Genomic DNA, 21,155 nt, shown 5'->3' on the forward strand with positions numbered 1-21,155 from the left:
GCGGGATCAACCCGCCCGGGCAGAGGCAAACATGGCGGACGCGGAATACGGCGCAGATTATGCGGCCTATCCGGCCCAAGGCCGGGGGCAACGGATCATCAATATCGTGGGGGCAGTGGGATCACTGGCTCTGGTTGTCGGGCTTGGCTGGTGGGGCTATGCGCTGGCCGTGCGCGATGTGAATGGCGTGCCGGTCATCCGGGCCATGGGGGGCGCCATGCGGATCGCGCCCGAAGATCCCGGCGGTCAGGTGGTCGATTATCAGGGTCTGGCGGTGAATACCGTGGTGGCCGAAGGATCGGCCGCATCGCCCTCTGACCGGGTGGTGCTGGCGCCTTCGCCAGTGGAGTTGTCGCTTGATGACACTGCGGGCCTGGCAGGGGCACCGCCACCGCTGGAGGGCGAGATCGCACCGGCGCGGCTGGACAGCAGTTCTGCCGGGCTGATGCCGGTGACGCCGCTGGCGGCCGCCGAAGAAGCCCCTGCCACCGGGGCGGCCGTAGCTGCCGCGCTGGCCGAGGCGCTTGGCACCGATGAGGGACAGCCGGAAGAGGCGGTCGAAACCGTGGCACTGGATGCACAGGGCCTGCCGCCCCCGCCGGGCGCGATCACGCGCTCGCCCCGCCCGATGGCGCGGCCTGACCGCGGCGGTGGAGTGGCTGCGCCCAACACATCCGTTGCGGCCTCGGTTGCGCCGCCCAAGACGGTGGACCCGGCCACCCTGAAACCCGGCACCAGGCTGGTGCAGTTCGGCGCTTATGAAAGCGAGGACGATGCCCGCGCGGAATGGGCCCGCATCGCGGGGCGCTTCGCGGCCTTGATGGGCGACAAGTCGATGGTCATCCAGGCGGCCGAGAGCGGCGGCAATACGTTCTTCCGGCTGCGCGCCGTCGGGTTTCAGGATGAGGCCGACGCCCGCCGCTTCTGCGCGGCGCTGACCGCAGAGGGCACCAACTGTATTCCGGTTGCGCATAGATGAATATCGGCACGGGTGCGGCGATCTTCGGGGTGGCGGGGCTGACGCTGACCGCGGCTGAACGGGCGTTCTTTCGGGATGCCGATCCCTTCGGGTTCATCATCTTTGCCCGCAACGTTGATACACCCGACCAGTTGCGCCGCCTGACCGGCGAATTGCGCGCGACAGTGGGGCGTGACGCCCCTGTTCTGGTGGATCAGGAAGGCGGCCGGGTGCAGCGGTTGCGCGCACCGCACTGGCGCGAATGGCAGCCGCCGTTCGACACCGTGGCCGCCTGTGCCAGCGTGGAAGAGGCCGAGGCGGTGATGGGCGCGCGGGCGCGGATCATGGCGGCCGAACTGCGGGCGGTGGGGATCGACGCGAACTGCGCCCCGGTGGCCGATGTGGCGCAGCCGGACACGCATCCGTTTCTGCTGAACCGCTGCTATGGCCGCGACCCTGCGCTGGTGGCGCGGATCGGCCGGGCGGTGGCGGACGGGTTTCTGGCCGGCGGCGTGCTGCCGGTCATCAAGCACATGCCGGGGCATGGCCGGTCATCGCTGGATACGCATCTGGAACTGCCGGTGGTGCGCGCCAGCGCCGACGAGGTGCGCGCGGTGGATTTCGCGCCGTTCCGGGCGCTGAACGATCTGCCGATGGCCATGACGGCCCATATCGTCTTTGAGGCGTTCGACCGTCGTCCGGCGACCCAGTCGCCCGAGATGATCCGGCTGATCCGGCAGGAAATCGGCTTTGCCGGTCTGTTGATGACCGATGATCTGAACATGGAGGCGCTGAAGGGGTCGCTTTCGTCGCGTACCGCGGCCTCGATCGCGGCGGGCTGCGATCTGGCGCTGCATTGCAAGGGCGATCTGGCGCAGATGATCGAAGTGGCGGCGGCGGCGGGCACGATGGGGCCGGCCACCCAGGCACGCGCGCGGGCCGCCCTGGCCGCGCGGTTGCCCCCCGATGCGGTTGACATTGCGGCCATGGAGGCGGACCTTCGGGGTCTGATCCACAGGACCGCCTGATGCCCGATCCCATCGCCGAGGACTGGACCACGCCAGAACGGCTGCTGCCCGAGGTTTCGGCGGCTGAACGGCTGGCCGCCGAGGCGCTGATCGTCGATGTCGAGGGGTTCGAGGGGCCGCTGGACCTGCTGCTGACCCTGAGCCGGACGCAGAAGGTGGACCTGCGGCGGATTTCGGTGCTGCAACTGGCCGAGCAGTATCTGGGCTTTGTCGAAAAGGCACGGACGCTGCGGATCGAACTGGCGGCGGATTATCTGGTGATGGCGGCCTGGCTGGCCTTCCTGAAATCACGCCTGCTGCTGCCCCCCGACCCAAGCGACGAAGGCCCCAGCGCCGAGGATCTGGCGGCGCATCTGGCCTTCCAGCTTGAACGGCTGGCAGCCATGCGCGAGGCGGCGGCGCAACTGATGGCGCGTGACCGGCTGGGCCGTGATTTCTTTGCCCGTGGCTTGCCCGAAGGCGTGAGCCTGAACCGCAAGATCGTTTATGACGCCACCCTGCTGGATCTGATGCGCGGGTATGCCCGGCTCCGCACCAAGGATGAGTTCCGTCCCTTCGTGATGGATCGCGAACATGTCTTCACCATGGAGCAGGCGCTGGACCGGATGCGGGGGCTGATCGGCTATGCCGGAGAGTGGGCCGAACTGACGACCTTTCTGCCCGAAGGCTGGAACGTCACCCCCATGGCGCGGCGCAGCGCGACGGCGGCGCATTTCGCGGCGGTGCTGGAGATGGCCAAGCGCGGGCAGTTGACGATCCGGCAGGGGGAAACCTTCGCGCCGATCCAGATCCGGAGACGTGACGGGTGAGCGAGACCGACGCCGGAACCGATGAGCGCAGCCTGTTCGAAGCGCCGCCCATGGGCGATCAGGAGCGGATGGTCGAGGCCATTCTGTTTGCCAGCGCCGAACCCGTGACGGTGGCCGAACTGGTGGGGCGGATGCCGCATGGATCGGATCCGGCCGAGGCCCTTGCCTATCTGCGCAAACGCTATGAAGGGCGCGGCGTCAATCTGGTGAAGGTAGGCGATGCCTATGCCTTCCGCACGGCGGCGGACCTGGGTTTCCTGATGCGGCGCGAGACGGTCGAGACCCGCAAGCTGAGCCGGGCCGCCATCGAGACACTGGCGATCATTGCCTATCACCAGCCGGTGACGCGGGCCGAGATCGAGGAAATCCGTGGTGTGGCGGTCAGCCGGGGCACCATCGACCAGTTGATGGAAATGGAATGGATCCGGTTTGGCCGGCGGCGGATGACACCGGGGCGGCCGGTGACATTTGTGGTGACCGAGGCGTTCCTGGATCACTTCGGTCTGGAATCGGCGCGCGATCTGCCGGGAATCAAGGAACTGCGGGCTGCCGGGTTGCTGGACAGCCGGCCGGTGCCCGGCTTCGGCAGCCCTGCCGACGGGGCTGGAGACGAGGACGAGGCGACGACCGGCCAAAGCGAACTGTTCGAGGATTGAGGGTGATGGATTTCAACCGGCTTCTGACGCAACTGGTGAACATGTTTCTTCGCCAGATCATGAACCGCGGCATCAAGACCGGCATCGACTATGCCAGCCGGCGGGGCAAACCCGCCGCGCAGATGACTCCCGAGGAACGCCAGAAGGCGCGGCAATCAAGGACGCTGGCCGAACAGGCACGCCGCGCCGCCCAGATGCTGCGGCGCTTCGGGCGCTAATCCGTCCGAAACTGCTTGGCCAGTTTCAGGCCCTGTCCCTGATAGTTCGACGCGATTCCCGCGCCGTAAAGGCGGGCAGGGCGCGCCGACATCTTTTCATACACCAGCCGGCCCACCACCTGACCGTGCTCCAGCACGAAGGGGGCTTCGTGGCAGCGCACTTCCAGCACACCCCGGCTGCCAATGCCGCCCGCTGCGGCATGGCCGAAGCCGGGGTCGAAAAAGCCGGCGTAATGAACGCGGAATTCGCCCACCATCGCCAGATAGGGCGCCATTTCGGCGGCATAGTCGGGCGGGATCGTCACCGCCTCGCGCGAGACGAGGATGTAGAACGCGCCGGGGTCCAGGATTATGCGGCCATCCTCGGCATGTACCTCTTCCCAGAACTCACGGGCGGGATAGTGGCCGATGCGGTCCAGATCGACCACACCGGTATGCGGCTTGGCGCGATAGCCGACCAGTGTGCCACTTTTGGGCAGAAGATCGACCGAGAAGCCAAGGCCCTCGGAAATGACTGGCGTGCCGTCCACCAGCGGTTCGGCAGCGTGCAGCGCCGTCAGTTCGGCATCGGACAGCATCGCCTGACCCGAGCGGAACCGGATCTGGTTCAGCCGCTGGCCTTCGCGCACCAGCACTGAGAAAGATCGCGGGCAGACCTCGGCATAAAGCGGGCCGGTATAGCCTTCGGGGATACGGTCGAATTCGGTGCCGCCATCGGTGATCGTGCGGGTCAGCAGGTCCAGCCGCCCGGTTGACGACTTCGCATTCGCCACAGCCGTCACGCCGGCGGGCAGCGACAGTCGCTCGGCCAGCGGCACCACATAGACGCAGCCCTTTTCCAGCACCGCCCCGTCGCGCAGGTTCACGCGGTGCATCTCGAATTCTTCCAGCCGGTCGGCCACCCGGCGCCCGGCCCCGGCAAGGAACGAGGCGCGGACGCGATAGGCGACCGGGCCAAGGCGTAGATCAAGGCTGGCGGGCTGCACCTGCGCATCCAGCACCGCAGGTTCGGCGGCAATGGCACCGCTTGCGATCAGATCGCGGATGGCTTGGTCGGGCAGGACGCCGGGATTGGTCACGCAGGGGCCCCCTGTACTTGGCCGGAATGAAAAACCGCCCGCACTGCAGGGCAGGCGGGCGGCTTTACAGTGGTCGGGCCGGAGAGATTCGAACTCTCGACCTCCCGCCCCCCAGACGGACGCGCTAACCAGGCTGCGCTACGGCCCGACACGGCGTTGTCATAGCGGTTTTCCGGGCAGGGGCAAGCGGGAAAACGCATCACGGCGTTCCGGTGTGAAGACCGCAAGTCCGCGACGGTGCAGATCATTTCAGGAAGCGTGCGGCGGCCCAAGACGGGCGCGCAGGGCCGCAGCCCGCGCTGCAATCTCGGCCAGAGCCTTGGCCTTGGGGTTAAGGCTGCCAAGCGGCAGCGCCCGCAGGCGGGCGGCCAGCGTCGCCGTCGGCTCCTCCAGCTCCAGCGTCGATTCGGCCATGCGGCGCACACGGGCGGCGATGGCCGGACGGTCGGCGGCGGGCTCGTCCCCGTCAATGGCCAGTGGCGCTGCAAGGACGGGAGGCGCGTCCGGCTGGACTAGATCCTTGGGGGCTGCGGCAGCTTCACTGGAAACAGCGACATCCTCGAACGGGGCCTCGGCCGGCAGATCGGCAGCAAAATCGTCAACCGATGCGGATGCCCAATCGTCCACCTCGGTAAAGGGGGCTTCCTCGACATCCTCGACGGTGGGCAGGCCTTCAGCAGCCGGCGGCTCTGCGCGTATGGGTGTCGCGGGCGGCGCAGAGGCATCAGGCCCGGTCGCGGCCGGAAGGGCGGGCTTGGCGGCGGGCAGATCCTCGCCCTCATCGCCGAACAGCGAGAATTGCACGCTGGTATCGCTTTCTTCTTCGGGAAACAGATTTACGACTTCGGCCGTCGATGGCACCGCGTCAGCGCCCTGAAGAACGTCGGACCCGGCCTGATCCGTGTCCGGTCCCACCCCAAAATCCGCAAAAGCGCCCTCATCGTCCGGGCCTTCGGTTGTCTGCGTTTCGGGAAATGCGGTTTTCAAGCCATCCTGGTCGGCAGGTTCGGACGCTGCCGGATCAGCCTCGGCGGTTGCACTGCCGTCGCGCAGGGGGCCGGGGAAGGGTATTGGCTCATTCCCCCGCTCTTCCTGTGCGGTGTCGTTAACCAGACTCGACTCCTCGACCGGACCCAGATCCTCGACCAGGCCAGAGACATGGCGGATACCCTGCTCACGCAGGATCTTCTGCACGCCGCGGATCGTCATCCCTTCGTCATGCAGAAGCCGCTTGATGCCAGCCAGCAGCGCAATATCGGAAGGGCGGTAATAGCGCCGACCGCCGGCCCGCTTGACGGGTCTGATCTGCGGAAAACGGCTTTCCCAGAACCGCAGGACATGGGCCGGCGTTTCGAGAGCCTCGGCCACCTCGGATATGGTGCGGAAGGCCTCGGGCGACTTGTCCATTCGGGATGGTCCTTATTTCTTCTTCTTGCCCGCTGCGACGCGGTCCTTCATCAGATGTGAAGGCCGGAACGACAGCACGCGGCGAGGCGAAATCGGCACCTCGTCGCCGGTTTTCGGGTTCCGCCCCACGCGGGCCGACTTGGCGCGCACCGAGAAGGTTCCGAAGGACGAGATCTTGACCGTTTCGCCCGACGCAAGCGCATCGGACATGTGTTGCAGAACCGATTCCACCAGATTGGCAGATTCGTTGCGGCTGAGGCCAACCTCGCGGAACACCGCTTCGGTCAGGTCCATTCGTGTCAGGGTCTTCTCGCTCATGCCCAAAATCCCCCCGGGTTTCGCGGAAGGATGCGGCCGTTGGAATTGCCTTGTCAATATCAAAGGCTTGGCGCGGGGCCTTGAAGCAGCCTGACAAGCCGGATTTCGCGCCTACCAGCGCAGGACGACCGAGCCCCAGGCCAGACCGCCGCCAATCGCCTCGGTCACCAGCAGGTCGCCGGGCTTGATCTGGCCGCGCGCCTTGCCAACCGACAGGGCAAGGGGAATCGAGGCGGCCGAGGTATTTCCGTGGTCCTGCACGGTGACCACCACATGATCCATCGGCACCTGCATCCGTTTTGCGGTGCCTTCGATGATGCGGATATTGGCCTGATGCGGCACGATCCAGTCAACATCGGCGCTGGACAGGCCGGCTTTTTCCAGCGCGGCATGGGCGGTTTCTGCCAGTTTCTCGACCGCGTGGCGGAAAACTTCCTTGCCTTCCATCCGCAGATGCCCGGTGGTGCCGGTCGAGGCGCCGCCGTCCACATAGAGCAGATCCTTGTAGCGACCGTCCGAATTCAGGTCGGTGGACAGGATGCCACGATCCGCCGGCGTGCCCGCCCCTTCGGCGCGTTCCAGAATCAGCGCGCCGGCACCGTCACCGAACAGCACGCAGGTGCCGCGATCCGTCCAGTCCATCAGGCGCGAGAAGGTTTCGGCGCCGATCACCAGCACCCGCGACGCCTGACCCGACAGGATCAGCGCATTGGCATTGGCCAGCGCGAAGACAAAACCGGCACAGACGGCCTGCACGTCGAAGGCAAAGCCCTTGGTCATGCCAAGGTTGGCCTGCACCATTGTGGCGGCGGAGGGGAAGGTCAGGTCGGCGGTCGAGGTGGCCAGAACGATGGCGTCAATCTCGTCGGCCTGCATACCGGCATCTTCCAGCGCGGCCCGGGCGGCGCAGGTGGCCAGGTCCGAGGTGGTCTGGCCTTCGGCTGCGAAATGCCGCCGCTCGATGCCCGACCGGGACCGGATCCATTCGTCGGAGGTATCGACGATCTTTTCGAATTCTGCGTTGGGAACAACCCGGTCGGGCAGATAATGCCCGACGCCCCTGACCACGGCGCGTATCGTCATTCTTCTGGATTGCTCCCTGCCGGCTTGGCGGCTCCGGTCTCCACTGGGGAGGCATCCTGCCCCGCGGCTTCGGCGGATGCAACCCGTGCGGCAAGCCGTTCAAGAAAGCCCGCGCGGGCAAGACGATAGGCAAGCCCGACCGCAGCGGAAACGCCGGTCGCATCGGCGCCGCCATGCGACTTGACCACCGTACCGTTGAGACCCAGGAAAACACCGCCATTCACACGGCGGGGGTCAATGCGTTTTTGAAGCCGTTTCAAAGAGTTGAGCGCCAGAAGGGCCGCGAATTTCGACAGAATGCCCGCACCGAAGGCTTCGCGCAGCAGTTCGGAAATCAGCTTGGCAGTGCCTTCGCCGGTTTTCAGCGCCACGTTGCCGGTGAAGCCATCGGTGACGATCACATCAACACGATCTGACGGAATATCGAGGCCTTCGACGAAACCGACGCTTTCATAGCCGCCGGCTTCGGCGTTGCGGGCCAGCAGTTCCAGCGCTTCCTTCAACTCGGCGCGGCCCTTGTGTTCCTCGGTCCCGACATTCAGCAGACCGACACGCGGCCGTTCCAGCGACAGGCCGTTGCGGGCGTAGGAAGCCCCCATGATGGCATATTGCAGCAGATCGGACGCCTCGGCCTTCACGTCGGCGCCAACGTCAAGCATGACGTTAAAGCCGCCGGGGCTGCGGCTGGGCCAAAGGCAGGCGATGGCAGGGCGGTTGACGCCGGGCAGCTTGCGCAGACGCAGCATCGACACCGCCATCAGCGCGCCGGTGTTGCCACAGGATACGGCGGCCCCGGCCTCACCGTCGCGCACGGCGTCGATGGTGGCCCACATCGAGGTTCCCTGGCCATGGCGCATCACCTGGCTGGGCTTGTCGTCCATCGTGACCACGCGGTCGGCATGGCGCAATGTGACACGGCCGGTCAGCGCGGGTTCACGCGCGAGAAGGGGCGCAAGCTGCGCCTCGTCCCCATGCAGAAGGACATGCAGGTCTGGATTGCGCGCGACCGAATCGACAAGGCCGGCGACCACGGCCACCGGCCCCTTGTCGCCACCCATCGCATCGACGGAAATGACGGTGCGCTCGGTACCCGAGGTTTCCGGCGTGAGACGCTCGTTGGCCATGGGACTGCGCGCGGGAAGAAGCAGGCTTACGCCGCGTCTTCGTCGATATCCACTTCCTTGGCCGCCGCCACGACTTCGCGGGCGTCATAATGGCCGCAGGCGCCGCAAACGTGGTGCGGGCGCTTCAGCTCGCCACAGTTCGGGCATTCGTTGGGGTTCGCGGCAACCAGCGCGTCATGAGCGCGGCGCATGTTCCGGCGGGAACGGGTGGTGCGGTTCTGCGGGACAGCCATGTCTCGACCTTTGGGCTTGGAAGGGGACAGGCCCCTGATTTTGCTGCAAGAAACAGACCTTTAGGCAATAGCCTACAGATGCTGTGCCACAGCCTGAATGAGGCGGGGAACATACTCGGATTCGGCCGGGGCGCAAGTCCTTTTTCTGCCTGCACTTGTGGCCTGCGGCGGGGTGCCGGCCGAACGGTCAGCCGGCATCGTCGGCCGACTTGATCTTCAGCCCGGCAAGGGCCGCGAAGGGGCGCAGATCCGTGTCACGCAGCGGCGATACGCCGGGTTCCGCAAAGACCGCCTCGCCCAGTTCGGCGCCCGGGGCGCGCGGATAGGGTGGCAGCGCCAGCGCCAGCGCCTCGGTCAGAACTTCGGCAAGGTCGATCTGGGTCGGCAGCGGGTCGGCGCTGTCGTCCTCGGGCATCTCGACCTCTTCCCCCTCAGGATGGCTGTAGTCGGCCAGATAGCGGCGCAGGACGGCTTCGTCGATCCGGGCCGGCACCGGCGCAAGTGTCACCACACAGGATTGGGTCACGGCGGCCGTGAGCCGGCCTTCCAGCCGGAAATCGGCGCGGCCTTCGGGTTGCAGCGTGCCCTCGAAGGACAGCGACGCGATTCCCTGCAGGTCAAGTGCCTGTGCCATGGCGGCACGCGCGTCCGGGCCGGCGGTCCAGCGCAGCGCGGTGGGGCGGCGGTGTGACAGCGCCGCGCTGCGGAACAAGGGCGCCGGGGTTTCGGGGCCGGTGGTGACGGGCTGTGAGACGGGTTTCTTGGTCATGGCGGGGTCCGATGTCGGGAATTCCGCAGGGACAGGCACGCAGATGCCCTTCCTTGCGTTCTTGAACATAGGGCGTGGCATCTGTTATCCCAAGGTGCAAGGCAAAATCGGGTGCTCCGGGGTACCGGAGAAAAGGGGCAGGGATGGCAGGCAGTTCCAGAGAGGCGCGGCGCTCAGGCGGCGGTGCCTTTGGCATTGGGCGGCTTGTTCCGCATATGCGGCTGGCGGCGTTGGCACTGGTGCTGGTCGCGGCGGCCTGCACGGCGGTCTATCGCAACCATGGCTATGTGCCGGTGGATCAGGATCTGGCGCAGATCAAGGTGGGCGTGGATACGCGTGAAACGGTGGCTGAAAAGATCGGCCGTCCTTCGGCGCAAGGCCTGCTGAACGATGTCGGCTGGTTCTATGTGCAAAGCCGATTCAAGCACCTTGGCCCCAAGGAACCGGAAGAGATTGACCGTCAGGTGGTTGCCATCACCTTCACCGAAGCGGGCGTTGTGGAAAACATCGGTCGCTACGGGCTTGAGGATGGCCGCGTGGTGGAAATCTCTCGCCGCGTCACGGCAAGCAATATCAAGGGTGTCAGCTTCATCGGGCAGCTTCTGTCGAACTTCGGCCGGATGAGCCTGGACCAGATGGGCGTCAACTGACGCAGATGCAGCCTGAAATCCGGGGCCGGTTGCCAGCGCAACCGGCCCCGTTTCGTTATTCGCCCTTGGGATCGAAGCGCAGCGCCACGCCATTGATGCAGTAGCGCAGGCCGGTGGGGGCCGGGCCGTCGGGGAACACATGGCCCAGATGCGCCTCGCAGCGGGCGCAATGCACCTCGGTTCGCCGCATGAAGAAGCTGCGGTCGGTCTTTTCCCCGACATTCGTGGCGCTGACAGGTTGCCAGAACGACGGCCAGCCGGTGCCCGAATCGAACTTGGTCGCGGCATCGAACAAGGGCTCACCGCAGCAGACGCAGGAAAAGATTCCCGGCTGCTTGGGGAAGTCGTCGTGGCTGAAGGCCCGTTCGGTTGCGTGCTTGCGGGTGACCTTGTAGGCCAGCTCGGGCAGTTGGGCCCGCCATTCGGCATCGGTCTTGACGATCTTGTCCATCCTTGGGAACTCCTTCTGACGGGGAATCTAGGGCACGGGAGCGCGGATTAAAGATGGAGCCGCTGATCCGGGGCAGATATGTGGCGCGGCTGGCTGCGGGGCCCGAGGATCTGTCGCGCGCGCTGGCGCTGCGGGGGGCGGTGTTCCGCGACGGGGCGGATGATCATGACGATCTGGACGAACGCTGCCAGCATGTTCTGGTGGAGTCGGGCGATGCGGTCTGCGCCACGTTCCGGGTCGCCCTGCTGCCCTCTGGCGCGGCGCTGGGGCAGGGCTATGCGGCGCGGTTCTACGATCTGTCGCCACTGGCCGCCGATCCGCGCCCCTTTGCCGAAATGGGCCGGTTCTGTCTGGCCCCCGGAACCGCCGATCCCGACGTGCTGCGTCTGGCCTGGGCGGCCATGACGCGGCTGGTTGATGCGGCGGGGGCAGGGCGGCTGATCGGTTGCACGTCGTTTGCCGGGGCCGATTGGACCCGGCATCGCGCCGCGCTGGCGCTGCTGGCCGAACGGCATCTGGGGCCGGTCGGGCTGCGGCCGGGCCGGCGGGCGGCGGAAGGCGTGGATTATCCCGCGCTGGCGGGGCCGGTCACAGACCGGCGCACGGCGCTGGCGGGGCTGCCGCCGCTGTTGCGCAGTTATCTGGGCATGGGGGGCTGGGTCAGCGACCATGCGGTGGCAGACCGCGATCTGGACACGCTGCACGTCTTCACCTGCGTCGAGGTGGCAGGTGTCCCTCAGGCCCGCGCGGCAAGCCTGAGGGGGATCTGACAGCGGCAGATGGTCAGCCGCGCCCGCGGCGGCCACCACGGCGGCCCCCGGCGGCGGATTGCGCCGCGGCCGAGGCTTCGGCGAAGCTCAGCCCGCCTTCGACCGCTTCCAGCACCTTGGCGAAGCGAATCCATTCGCCGCCGTTGGCGTCGTGGTTCATCAGGAAGTTGGCGGCGCGGATCGCCTCCATCTCTTGCTGGCGGACCGGGTTCATGATGGCGCTGGTCATGCCGGCGCCAATCGCCATGGGCAGGAAGGCCCCGTTGATGCCATGCCGGTGCGGCAGGCCGAACGAGATGTTCGAGGCGCCACAGGTGGTGTTCACGCCCAACTCGTCGCGCAGGCGGCGCACCAGGGTAAAGACCTGCTGCCCGGCGCTGGCCATGGCGCCAACCGGCATCACCAGCGGGTCTACCACAATGTCATGCGCCGGGATGCCGAAGTCGGCGGCCCGCTCGACGATCTTCTTCGCCACGGCAAACCGCACCTCGGGGTCGGGCGAGATGCCGGTGTCGTCGTTCGAGATCGCCACCACGGGCACGTTGTATTTCTTGACCAGCGGCAGGACCAGCTCCAGCCGCTCTTCTTCACCCGTCACCGAATTCAGCAGCGGGCGGCCTTCGCAGGCGGCAAGGCCGGCCTCCAGCGCGGCGGGAACCGAGCTGTCGATGCACAGGGGCACGTCAACCGTCTGCTGCACGATCTCGATCAGTGCCCGCATCAGCGGCGGTTCAACGAAGTTGTTGTCGGCATAGCGCGGATCTTCGGCCATCTTGTTGGTGAACACCGCGCCAGAGTTCACATCCAGCACCGTTGCGCCGCAGGCGACCTGCTCCAGCGCGTCCTTGATCACCGTCTCGAAATTGCCGACCTCAAGCTCTGCCGCCAGCTTCTTGCGGCCGGTCGGGTTGATCCGTTCGCCGATGACGCAGAAGGGTTCGTCAAAACCGATGACGACGGTTTTCGTTTTCGATTCAAGGACGGTGCGGGTCATCTTTCAACCTTTGGTCTTGTGTTGCGTCAGGCCGCGCAGGCCGGTTTTCCCGAGGCGCCACCATTTGCGGTCACCCATTCGGCGTTGGTCTTGATGCCCCCCAGCGGGAAGAAATGCACCTGTTCGATGCCGAAGTTCGGATTCGCGGCCTTGTGGGCGGCCAGTTCTGCCAGGAATTCGGTCGGCTCATAGGGGGTCAGCAGCTTGGACACGTCAAGCGCGCGCTTTTGCAGCACCTTGAGCGAGGGGCCCACGCCGCAGGCGATGGCGAACTTGATCAGCGTCTGCAGCTTTGCCGGGCCTGCCACACCGATATGAACCGGCAGCTTGATGCCTTCGCTGTCCAGCCGCTTGACCCAGTCGATCACCGGCCGGGCGTCAAAGCAGAACTGCGTTGCCATGGCCATCTGTGCGTCGGTGCGTTCGGCAAAGGCGGATTTCCACCGTGCGGCCTCCATCACCATGCGGTCCGATCCGTCGGCGTCAATGTCCTTGTTGCCTTCGGGGTGCCCCGCCACATGCAGCCGGTCAAACCCGTCAAAGGCGCCAGACTCGAGAAGCTGCATCGAGGTCGAGAAATCGCCCACCGGCTGCGGCACACCGCCGGCCAGGATCAGCCCCTGACGGACGCCCACGTCCTTGTATCGGGCGACCCAGTCGACCAGCGTGGCCTTGTCCTTGATGATCCGCGCCGGGAAATGCGGCATCACGGCAAAGCCTTCGTCGCCGATGCGTTTCGCGGTGGCCACCATGTCCTCGATCGGCGTGCCCTCGATATGGGCGACATAGACGCGGGTGCCGGTGGGCAGGATGGCGCGGAAGTCGGAAACCTTCTCGGCGGTGCGCGGCATTACCTCGATCGAATAGCCCTTGAGAAAGGCTTCAAGCTGGGCGGCCTGTCCGACGGGCGCGGCAGCAGGGGCGGCTTTCTTGCGGAAGGGGAACAGGGCCATCAGGCGCTCCTTCAGGGTGGGGGCTGACAAGGGGGGGACGGGGGACGGCATGATCAGGTGGCGGCCCAGCCATCGCTGTCGATCAGCGTCTTCAGGCGGGCGGTGTCGTACTCGGCCTCCAGCCGGGCGGCGGTGTCGCGGGCAATCTCGTCCTGATCGCCGTCCACCTCATAGGGGGCAGCCTTGCGCCATTCGGCCAGATAGGCATCGGCGTTGCGGGCGCCGATCTTCATGGCGCAGCGGTCGATGGCCTGTTCGAACCTCTCGGACAGTTGCACCTTGGCCCCGCGCCGGCCCTTGCCGACAATGACCTGGGCGGGGATGTCTCTCCAGTAGACGATGGTCACTTCGGGCATTTCGGGGCGATTCCTGTGCGGATGTTCCCCTGTTGATAGACGCCGTTTCGCGACAGGCGAAGTCGGATTTCGACATGGCGCCCCTCTGATGCGACCAGCGGCCGGTGCGTGGCCCTGTCGGGGGCAAAACATGGCCAAACCGGGTTCAATGCGGACGGATGTCGCATCACCGTCATGCAAAGGCTTGCCAGCCCCCGGTCGCGCGACTACCTTTGGGGCAACCAGAGTTGGAGGGCGATCATGACGCCCGTGCGTCCCCCAGGGGCGGACGCATCCTCTTCGTTGGTCGAGCCGCTGTTCGCGCGCTCCCACGAGGGCGATCCGTCATCCCCTGATCAAATCGGTCCTGCGCTTTATGCGGCCCTGGACCTTGGCACGAACAGTTGCCGTATGCTGATTGCCCAGCCGAAGGGCAGTCAGTTTCTTGTCATGGACAGCTTTTCCAAGACCGTTCAACTGGGGGCGGGTCTGGAAGCCTCTGGCCGGCTGAGCCGGGCATCCATGGCCCGCACGATCCAGGCGCTGCGGATCTGTGGCAAGAAGATCGAGCGGCATGGCGTCACCCGGATGCGGCTGGTGGCGACAGAAGCCTGCCGCCGCGCCCGCAATGCCCGCGATTTCATCCGTCAGGTGCGGAGGGAAACCGGGCTGGCGCTGGAAATCATCGGCCCCGAGGAAGAGGCGCGGCTGGCGGTGATCAGTTGCGCGCCGCTGGTCAAGCCCGAGACCGAGCAGCTTCTGGTGGTGGACATCGGCGGCGGGTCGACGGAACTTGTCTGGATCGACCTGTCGGCCGTGCCGCCCGATGACCGCGCCAAGGCGATCATGCGGCTGCATATGGGGTTCTCGGCCCAGGGCGAGGGGCCGGTGGCGCGTGTGGTGGACTGGATCAGCGTCAAGCTGGGGGTGGCCACCCTGAAAGATCAGTTCGCCGATGTCGAGGATGACGCGGCACGCTTTGCCCTGATGAGCTGGTTCTTCGAGGAAAACCTTGCCAGCTTCAGCCCCTATCACGCGCAGGCCAAGCGCGAAGGGTTCCAGATCATCGGCACCAGCGGCACGGTTACCACGGTCGCGGCGTCCTTTCTGGGCTTGCGCCGCTATGACCGCGCCAAGGTGGACGGGTTGCAGATGACAAGCACCCAGATAGATACGGTGATCCGCGACTATCTTCAGCTTGGCCCGGAAGGGCGGCGCACCGATCCGCGCATCGGTCGGGACCGGCACACGCTGATCATGTCGGGAGCGGCCATCTTGCAGGCGCTGATGCGGATTTGGCCGACCGACCGGCTTTCGGTGGCGGACCGCGGCCTGCGCGAGGGGCTGCTTTACGCGCAGATGAGCGCGGATGGAGTTTTGGAGGACGGGCCTTACCTATGACCGAGAAACCGGGATCTGGCGGAACTTCGGGCCGCGGACAGCGCGACCTGCGGGTGCGGGTGAAAACGGCGAAGGGGCGCAAGCTCTCGTCCACGCTCTGGCTTGAGCGGCAGTTGAACGACCCTTACGTCCAGCGGGCCAAGCGCGACGGCTATCGCGGTCGTGCGGCCTACAAGATCATGGAACTGGACGACAAGTATGGCTTCCTGAAGCCCGGCGCCCGGGTCGTTGATCTGGGCTGCGCGCCCGGCGGCTGGTGCCAGGTGGCGGTGCCGCGCGTGAATGCCCTGGGCGAGAATACGAAAAAGCCGGTGGGACGGATTCTGGGTGTCGATCTGCAAGAGGTTGAACCGATTCCCGGCGTGGAATTGCACCAGCTTGATTTCCTTTCGGACGATGCGGACGAACTGGTCAAGGGCTGGCTGGGCGGTCGGGCCGATGTGGTTCTCAGCGACATGGCGGCGGCCTCAAGCGGGCACAAGCCGACCGACCACCTGCGCATCGTGGCGCTGGTCGAGGCGGCGCTGTCCTTTGCCTTTGACGTGCTGGAAGACGGCGGCACCTTTGTCGCCAAGGTTCTGGCCGGGGGTGCCGAAAACACCATGCAGCAGATGCTGAAGCAGAACTTCCGCAAGGTGGCGAACGTCAAGCCGCCGTCCAGCCGCGCCGACAGCTCTGAGAAGTTCGTGGTGGCCATGGGTTTCCGCGGCCGCGAAAAGGGCGGTGTGGCCGAAGAGACGGTCGAGGAATGAGGCGCGGCGGATGAAATGAAAAAGGCGCCCCGAGGGGCGCCCGTTTTTCCGGCCAAGTAAGCGGTCAGCCGCCCCAGGAGCGGACTGCGCCGCAATCCATATGCACGAAGTTCGACCGCGAATAGCGCCCGACGCCACCCGCAGCACAGGCCGCAGCGGCCTTGGCCATCTGGCCGACCGAGCGAGAATTCAGCCGCAGATCGGCGGCCATGCCCTTCATGTGCAGGGAATTCCGGGCCACGCCACCCGACCGCGACCGCAGCATCGCGTTGGTCTTGGGGCTGCGATAGCCCGAGAGCAGCATATAGGGTTCGTTCACATCCATCAGCCGATGCGCCGCGGCCATGATGTCGAAATTGCGCGGGTCCATCTTGACCACATCGTCGGTCCGCCAGTCGCGCATGAAGTGATTGATCTCCTTCACGACCTCGGGGATGTACTTCCCTTCGATCCAGTAGATCGTATCCATGCTTTCGCCTGTGCGCCCGGAATACATCCGAAGACGGCGAATGTCGCCTGCGCCGCGAGCGTAGGCCGGCGCGTTGCTGAAGAAAGGTGCCGCAGTTACCACTGTCGCGGCGAACACACCAAGAAGTCCACGCCGCGTCATGCCGTTGGAGCTGAAGTCCGCCATTGTGTCGCCTGTCCCGTGCAAGTCTTCGACTGCTTGAAGCAGTGCTTGACTGTTCTTCCAGTGCCGGCACCTTACGGCAGATGCGGCCCGAAATGAAACTGCCAAAAACCCTTCTCTCGGCAGCCAACACGAAATCGGCAAAAATTCGCTGAATCGGCAGAACCTGACTGGCGCGTGGCGCCGGCGCAACGGTTGCGGGCAAATCTGTCGCATTGTCAGCAAGCGCCTGTCCGGCAAGCCCGATTGGACGGGAATGTGAATGGACAGCCGCGGCAAATTGGCTGATCTTTGCCGAACCGATAAAATCCTTAGTATTTTCAGGGGCTGGAATGGTGGTGCGCGACGGGGCCCGGGGCCGGGCAAGGCAGATGATGGGTTCGGCCGCTCTGGTGTTGTCGATGGCGCTGTCCGCGCCTTTGGCGGCGGAAACCACCAGTGCCTTTGCGCGCTCGCTGGCGGCGGCGGCTTCGGCCGAGGCGCCGGTGGCGGAATGGTATCGCCAGACCGGCTATGACACGCTCTGGACCGGCCCCGAGGATGCCGCGCGCCGGGCCGCCCTGTTCGCGGCCCTTGAAACCGCGCATGACCACGGCCTGCCACCCGCCCGCTATGATCTGGCCGGATTGCGGGCGGCTTTTGCTGCCGCGCAGACCGAAGGCGATCTTGGCCGTCTGGAAGTGGCGATGACCCGGTCCTATCTGGCCTGGGCAGGTGATCTGACCTCGGGTCTGCTGGTCCCCCGTCAGATCGACCCGACCATCGTGCGCGAGATTCCGTTGCGCGATCCGCAAGAGCTGCTGCGCGCGATTGCCGGCGATGACCCGGCCGCCGTGTTGCACGGGCTGATCCCGTCCTCGAATGTCTATGCCCAGTTGATGAAGGCCAAGATCGGGCTTGAGGACCGCATGGCGCGGGGGGGCTGGGGGCCGCCGGTGCCCGGTGGGGCGCTGGCACCCGGCGACAGTGGCGGCCGTGTGGTGGCGCTGCGCGACCGGCTGATCGCCATGGGCTATCTGGCCCGCACACCGACACGGGACTATGACCGCAGCATCCAGCGCGCGGTGCAGTCATTCCAGTTGGCCCATGGCCTGCCCGCCGACGGCGTGGCGGGCGAGGCGACGATGGCGGAGATCAACATCGGACCGGACGCGCGGCTCAAGTCGGTGATCGTCGCGATGGAGCGCGAACGCTGGCTGCACATCGACCGCACGGTGCGCCACATCTGGGTGAACCAGCCCGATTTCACCGCCCGCATCGTGGACCACGGCCGCACGGTGTTCCGCACCCGCGTGGTGATCGGCAAGGACGTGCCCGACCAGCGCAGCCCCGAGTTTTCCGACGAGATGGAGCATATCGTGGTGAACCCCAGTTGGGGGGTGCCGCGGTCGATCACCGTCAAGGAATACCTGCCGCTTCTGCAGCGAAACCCCAACGCGGTTGGGCATCTTCAGGTGGTCGACAGAAGCGGGCGGGTGGTGTCGCGTGGCGCGGTCAACTTTGCCGCCTACAACGCGCGCAACTTCCCCTTTGCGCTGCGCCAGCCGCCCTCGGACGGGAACGCGCTGGGGAAGGTGAAGTTCATGTTCCCCAACCAGTACAACATCTATCTGCATGATACGCCGTCGAAATCCCTGTTCGACAATGACGTTCGCGCCTACAGCCATGGCTGCATCCGCGTGGCGGACCCGTTCGATCTGGCACATGCCTTGTTGTCGGTGCAATCCGACGCGGTTGAGGAAGAGTTCAACGCCTATCTCAAGTCTGGCCGGGAAACGACTGTAAAGTTTGAAAAAACTGTCCCTGTTCACCTTGTCTACTACACCGCTTACCCCGAGGCGAAGGGCCGCATGGGGTATCGCCGCGATGTTTACGGACGTGACGCAAAGCTGTGGCAGGCCTTGGCGGATGCCGGGGTGGAGTTGGGCGCGGATTCGCAGTAGACCATCCCCCGGACTGCGCCGGAGGGGTTGATGCCGCATACGATCCGCGAAATTGCCACCGCTCTGGGGGCCAAGGCCGAAGGGGCGCTGGATCTGGCCGTGACGGCCGCGTCCGAGCCGCAGGCGGCTGGCCCGGACGATCTGGCGCTGGCGATGGACCCGAAATACGCCGATGGCCTTGCCAAGGGGCAGGCCCGCGCAGCGCTGTTGTGGCCGGGTGCAGACTGGCAGGCGATGGGGTTGCAGGCGGCGATTTTCGCACCGCGCGGCCGGCTGGCCATGGCCGGGCTGACACGCCTTCTGGACGCGGGCCCCGAGATTGCGCCCGGTGTGCATCCCATGGCCATCGTCGATCCCTCGGCCCGGATCGGCGCGGGTGCGGCGATCGGGCCTTTCGTTGTGATCGGCCGCGATGTGGTGATCGGTGCAAAGGCCCGGATCGCAAGCCACGTCTCCATCGCAGAAGGCGCCCGCATTGGGGAGGACGCGCTGATCCTGCAAGGCGCCCGGATCGGCGCCCGCGTTACCATCGGTAACCGCTTTATCTGCCAGCCGGGCGCGGTGATCGGCTCGGACGGGTTCAGTTTCGTCACGCCCGAGAAATCCGGCGTCGAGGAGATCCGCGAAACCTTGGGCACACGCGACGCGATCACCGCGCAAAGCTGGACCCGGATCCATTCTCTGGGCGCGGTGACCATCGGTGATGATGTCGAGATCGGGGCCAATGTCTGCATCGACCGCGGCACCATCCGCGACACACGCATCGGCAGCGGCACCAAGCTGGATAACCTTGTTCACATCGGCCACAATGTTCAGGTCGGGCGCGACTGTCTGCTGTGCGGGCAGGTCGGCATTGCCGGATCGTCGCGGATCGGCGACCGCGTGGTGATGGGCGGCCAGTGCGGCGTTAATGACAATATCTTTGTCGGCGATGACGTGATCTGTGGCGGGGCCACCAAGATCTTTACCAATGCCCCGGCTGGTCGGGTGCTGCTGGGCTATCCGGCGGTGAAGATGGAAACCCATGTCGAGATGCAGAAGGCACTGCGCCGGCTGCCACGGCTGGCGGCACGGGTGGCCGAAATCGAAAAGGCGCTGCCCAGGCCGCCGTCCGAGGACTGAAGGTTTCCCAGATGCAGGACATTGCCCCCCGCGTGATCGAGATCCTGGCAACACAGGCACTGCTCGACCCGTCCGAGATCGGGCCCGAGGCCACCATCGAAAGCCTTGGACTGGACAGTCTGGGTCTGGTCGAGGCGATCTTCGCCATTGAAGAGGCCTTTGACATCCAGGTGCCCTTCAATCCCAATGAACCCGGTCAGGGCGGGTTCGACACCACCTCGGTCGCCAGCATCGTGGCGGCGGTGCAGGGGCTGGTGGCTGGCAAGGCCGCATGACGAAGCGGGTTGTCATCACCGGGGCGGGCACGGTCAACGCGCTGGCGGGCGATGTGCCCGGTACGTTGGCGGCCATGGCGGCGGGGCGGTCGGGCATAGGGCCGCTGGCCTTTCGCGACGTGGACCGGCTGTCGGTGCGGATTGGCGCGCAGGTGCAGGGCTGGGATGAAGCGACGCGGTTTTCGCGCAACGAGATTGCGCTTTATGACCGCTTCACCCAATTCGCGGTGACCGCTGCCGCCGAGGCGCTGGCCATGGCCGGTGAAGGTGCAGGGCAGGGCGCCGGCGCCATCATCGGCAGCGCGGCGGGCGGGATCGGCACCTGGGAAGACAATTACCGGGCGGTGTTTGCCGAAGGAAAGAACCGGGTGCCGCCGCTGGTGGTGCCGCGGCTTATGGTCAATGCGGCGGCGTCGCATGTGGCCATGCGGCACGGGCTGACCGGGCCGTCCTTCGCTGTCTCCTCGGCCTGCGCCAGTTCCAATCATGCGCTGGGGCTGGCCTTCCGCATGGTGCGCGACGGGCAGGCACCCGCAATGCTGGCGGGCGGGGCCGAGGCGATGCTGTGCTTCGGTGGCATCAAGGCCTGGGAATCGCTGCGCGTCCTGTCACCGGACGGCTGCCGCCCCTTCGATGCCCGCCGCAACGGTCTGGTGATGGGCGAAGGTGCAGCGGTCTTCGTTTTGGAAGATGCCGACCGGGCCGCCGCCCGTGGTGCCACGCCGTTGGCCGAGATTTCCGGCTTCGGCATGACGGCGGATGCGGCGGATATCGTGGTGCCGTCGGTCGATGGGGCGGCGGCGGCGATCCGGGCGGCGCTGGACGAAGCCCGGATCGACGCCTCCGAGGTGGGTTATGTCAATGCCCACGGCACCGGCACCCAGGTCAATGACCGCAGCGAGGTGGCCGCCATCCGCAGGGCCTTTGGTTCCGCGGCTGAGGGTCTGATGGTCAGTTCGACCAAGGCGCTGCATGGCCATGCCATCGGGGCAACCGGCGCGATCGAGTTGCTTGCCGTGATCATGGCGCTGCGCGACGGGATTATTGCCCCGACGCTGGGGCTGGACCAGCCTGATCCGGCCTGTGATCTGGACCATGTTCCAAACGAAGCGCGCCGCGCCCGGGTGGGCGCGGCGCTGTCGAATGCCTTTGCCTTTGGCGGCTTGAACGCGGTGCTTGCGCTCCGCGCTCTCTGA

At 66.1% G+C, this 21,155-nt stretch carries 25 protein-coding genes and 1 tRNA gene; 13 read left to right on the top strand and 13 right to left on the bottom strand.

Annotated elements, in window-relative coordinates:
- Positions 1-31: 31 nt before the first annotated feature.
- Genes B6K69_RS01245 through B6K69_RS01265 form a run of 5 tightly spaced genes read left to right on the top strand, consistent with a single transcriptional unit; the run spans position 32 to position 3,669 of the window.
- Positions 32-979, top strand: a complete 948-nt coding sequence (locus tag B6K69_RS01245) for an SPOR domain-containing protein (protein WP_108642496.1) — start codon at positions 32-34, stop codon at positions 977-979.
- Positions 976-1,986 (top strand): beta-N-acetylhexosaminidase, encoded by a 1,011-nt coding sequence (nagZ, locus tag B6K69_RS01250; protein ID WP_108642497.1) that lies wholly within the window; start codon positions 976-978, stop codon positions 1,984-1,986. Before B6K69_RS01245 ends, nagZ begins: the two co-directional genes overlap by 4 nt.
- The gene (locus B6K69_RS01255; RefSeq protein WP_107672877.1) at positions 1,986-2,795 is read left to right on the top strand and encodes a segregation and condensation protein A; all 810 of its coding nucleotides are present in this window, start codon (positions 1,986-1,988) and stop codon (positions 2,793-2,795) included. Before nagZ ends, B6K69_RS01255 begins: the two co-directional genes overlap by 1 nt.
- A 50-nt stretch (positions 2,796-2,845) precedes the next feature.
- A complete protein-coding gene (scpB, locus tag B6K69_RS01260) occupies positions 2,846-3,451 on the top strand; it encodes an SMC-Scp complex subunit ScpB (protein ID WP_108644718.1) in 606 nt (201 codons plus the stop codon).
- Between the two features lie 5 nt (positions 3,452-3,456).
- Positions 3,457-3,669 carry a hypothetical protein gene (locus B6K69_RS01265; RefSeq protein ID WP_107672876.1) on the top strand — a complete coding sequence of 71 codons (213 nt, stop codon included), beginning with the start codon at positions 3,457-3,459 and terminating at the stop codon, positions 3,667-3,669.
- On the opposite strand, the gene B6K69_RS01270 is transcribed toward B6K69_RS01265, so the two are convergent.
- The 8 genes from B6K69_RS01270 to B6K69_RS01305 all read right to left on the bottom strand — a co-directional run bounded on the left by B6K69_RS01270 (position 3,666) and on the right by B6K69_RS01305 (position 9,682).
- A complete protein-coding gene (locus B6K69_RS01270) occupies positions 3,666-4,748 on the bottom strand; it encodes a 2'-deoxycytidine 5'-triphosphate deaminase (RefSeq protein ID WP_164681856.1) in 1,083 nt (360 codons plus the stop codon). The genes B6K69_RS01265 and B6K69_RS01270 overlap by 4 nt on opposite strands.
- A 70-nt stretch (positions 4,749-4,818) precedes the next feature.
- Positions 4,819-4,896, bottom strand: a tRNA-Pro gene (locus tag B6K69_RS01275).
- Between the two features lie 101 nt (positions 4,897-4,997).
- Positions 4,998-6,155 carry a MerR family transcriptional regulator gene (locus tag B6K69_RS01280; protein ID WP_108642499.1) on the bottom strand — a complete coding sequence of 386 codons (1,158 nt, stop codon included), beginning with the start codon at positions 6,153-6,155 and terminating at the stop codon, positions 4,998-5,000.
- Positions 6,156-6,167: 12 nt separating this feature from the next.
- On the bottom strand, positions 6,168-6,473 hold the full coding sequence (ihfA, locus tag B6K69_RS01285) for an integration host factor subunit alpha (protein ID WP_107672874.1): 306 nt from the start codon (positions 6,471-6,473) through the stop codon (positions 6,168-6,170).
- Positions 6,474-6,584: 111 nt separating this feature from the next.
- A complete protein-coding gene (locus B6K69_RS01290; protein WP_108642500.1) occupies positions 6,585-7,556 on the bottom strand; it encodes a beta-ketoacyl-ACP synthase III in 972 nt (323 codons plus the stop codon).
- On the bottom strand, positions 7,553-8,680 hold the full coding sequence (plsX, locus tag B6K69_RS01295; protein ID WP_108642501.1) for a phosphate acyltransferase PlsX: 1,128 nt from the start codon (positions 8,678-8,680) through the stop codon (positions 7,553-7,555). The genes B6K69_RS01290 and plsX overlap by 4 nt, the downstream gene beginning before the upstream one ends.
- A 26-nt stretch (positions 8,681-8,706) precedes the next feature.
- The gene (gene rpmF, locus B6K69_RS01300) at positions 8,707-8,913 is read right to left on the bottom strand and encodes a 50S ribosomal protein L32 (RefSeq protein WP_107672871.1); all 207 of its coding nucleotides are present in this window, start codon (positions 8,911-8,913) and stop codon (positions 8,707-8,709) included.
- A 187-nt stretch (positions 8,914-9,100) separates the two neighbouring features.
- Positions 9,101-9,682 (bottom strand): YceD family protein, encoded by a 582-nt coding sequence (locus B6K69_RS01305; RefSeq protein WP_108644719.1) that lies wholly within the window; start codon positions 9,680-9,682, stop codon positions 9,101-9,103.
- Positions 9,683-9,897: 215 nt separating this feature from the next.
- Between B6K69_RS01305 and B6K69_RS01310 the strand changes: the two genes are divergently transcribed.
- A complete protein-coding gene (locus B6K69_RS01310; protein ID WP_107672870.1) occupies positions 9,898-10,332 on the top strand; it encodes an outer membrane protein assembly factor BamE in 435 nt (144 codons plus the stop codon).
- 55 nt (positions 10,333-10,387) lie between these two features.
- Here the strand turns inward: B6K69_RS01310 and msrB are convergent, their stop codons facing one another.
- Complete coding sequence (gene msrB / locus B6K69_RS01315) at positions 10,388-10,783, bottom strand: peptide-methionine (R)-S-oxide reductase MsrB (RefSeq protein ID WP_108642502.1); 396 nt, start codon at positions 10,781-10,783, stop codon at positions 10,388-10,390.
- Between the two features lie 53 nt (positions 10,784-10,836).
- On the opposite strand from msrB, the gene B6K69_RS01320 reads away from it, so the two are divergent.
- On the top strand, positions 10,837-11,553 hold the full coding sequence (locus B6K69_RS01320) for a GNAT family N-acyltransferase (protein WP_108642503.1): 717 nt from the start codon (positions 10,837-10,839) through the stop codon (positions 11,551-11,553).
- Between the two features lie 13 nt (positions 11,554-11,566).
- On the opposite strand, the gene B6K69_RS01325 is transcribed toward B6K69_RS01320, so the two are convergent.
- From B6K69_RS01325 to B6K69_RS01335, 3 genes are read right to left on the bottom strand one after another with little or no spacing between them, the layout of a single operon-like run.
- The gene (locus B6K69_RS01325; protein ID WP_108642504.1) at positions 11,567-12,547 is read right to left on the bottom strand and encodes a methyltetrahydrofolate cobalamin methyltransferase; all 981 of its coding nucleotides are present in this window, start codon (positions 12,545-12,547) and stop codon (positions 11,567-11,569) included.
- A gap of 26 nt (positions 12,548-12,573) precedes the next feature.
- Entirely contained in the window at positions 12,574-13,500 is a 927-nt protein-coding gene (locus B6K69_RS01330; protein ID WP_108642505.1) for a methylenetetrahydrofolate reductase, read from the bottom strand.
- Positions 13,501-13,553: 53 nt separating this feature from the next.
- Positions 13,554-13,856 (bottom strand): virulence factor, encoded by a 303-nt coding sequence (locus B6K69_RS01335; RefSeq protein WP_108642506.1) that lies wholly within the window; start codon positions 13,854-13,856, stop codon positions 13,554-13,556.
- A gap of 240 nt (positions 13,857-14,096) precedes the next feature.
- Here B6K69_RS01335 and B6K69_RS01340 point away from each other — a divergent pair, with 240 nt between their 5' ends.
- Both B6K69_RS01340 and B6K69_RS01345 read left to right on the top strand, forming a co-directional pair.
- Positions 14,097-15,236, top strand: a complete 1,140-nt coding sequence (locus B6K69_RS01340; RefSeq protein WP_107672864.1) for a Ppx/GppA phosphatase family protein — start codon at positions 14,097-14,099, stop codon at positions 15,234-15,236.
- Positions 15,233-15,988 (top strand): RlmE family RNA methyltransferase, encoded by a 756-nt coding sequence (locus tag B6K69_RS01345; protein ID WP_107672863.1) that lies wholly within the window; start codon positions 15,233-15,235, stop codon positions 15,986-15,988. The genes B6K69_RS01340 and B6K69_RS01345 overlap by 4 nt, the downstream gene beginning before the upstream one ends.
- Before the next feature lie 64 nt (positions 15,989-16,052).
- On the opposite strand, the gene mepK is transcribed toward B6K69_RS01345, so the two are convergent.
- The gene (mepK, locus tag B6K69_RS01350) at positions 16,053-16,622 is read right to left on the bottom strand and encodes a peptidoglycan L,D-endopeptidase MepK (RefSeq protein ID WP_107672862.1); all 570 of its coding nucleotides are present in this window, start codon (positions 16,620-16,622) and stop codon (positions 16,053-16,055) included.
- 368 nt (positions 16,623-16,990) lie between these two features.
- On the opposite strand from mepK, the gene B6K69_RS01355 reads away from it, so the two are divergent.
- Genes B6K69_RS01355 through B6K69_RS01370 form a run of 4 tightly spaced genes read left to right on the top strand, consistent with a single transcriptional unit; the run spans position 16,991 to position 21,155 of the window.
- Positions 16,991-18,562 (top strand): L,D-transpeptidase family protein, encoded by a 1,572-nt coding sequence (locus tag B6K69_RS01355; protein WP_228156781.1) that lies wholly within the window; start codon positions 16,991-16,993, stop codon positions 18,560-18,562.
- A gap of 30 nt (positions 18,563-18,592) precedes the next feature.
- Positions 18,593-19,684 (top strand): UDP-3-O-(3-hydroxymyristoyl)glucosamine N-acyltransferase, encoded by a 1,092-nt coding sequence (gene lpxD, locus B6K69_RS01360; RefSeq protein WP_108642508.1) that lies wholly within the window; start codon positions 18,593-18,595, stop codon positions 19,682-19,684.
- An 11-nt stretch (positions 19,685-19,695) separates the two neighbouring features.
- A complete protein-coding gene (locus B6K69_RS01365; RefSeq protein ID WP_107672859.1) occupies positions 19,696-19,959 on the top strand; it encodes an acyl carrier protein in 264 nt (87 codons plus the stop codon).
- Entirely contained in the window at positions 19,956-21,155 is a 1,200-nt protein-coding gene (locus B6K69_RS01370; protein ID WP_108642509.1) for a beta-ketoacyl-[acyl-carrier-protein] synthase family protein, read from the top strand. The genes B6K69_RS01365 and B6K69_RS01370 overlap by 4 nt, the downstream gene beginning before the upstream one ends.

It is taken from the genome of Pseudogemmobacter blasticus (assembly GCF_003071405.1).
GTDB lineage: Bacteria > Pseudomonadota > Alphaproteobacteria > Rhodobacterales > Rhodobacteraceae > Pseudogemmobacter > Pseudogemmobacter blasticus.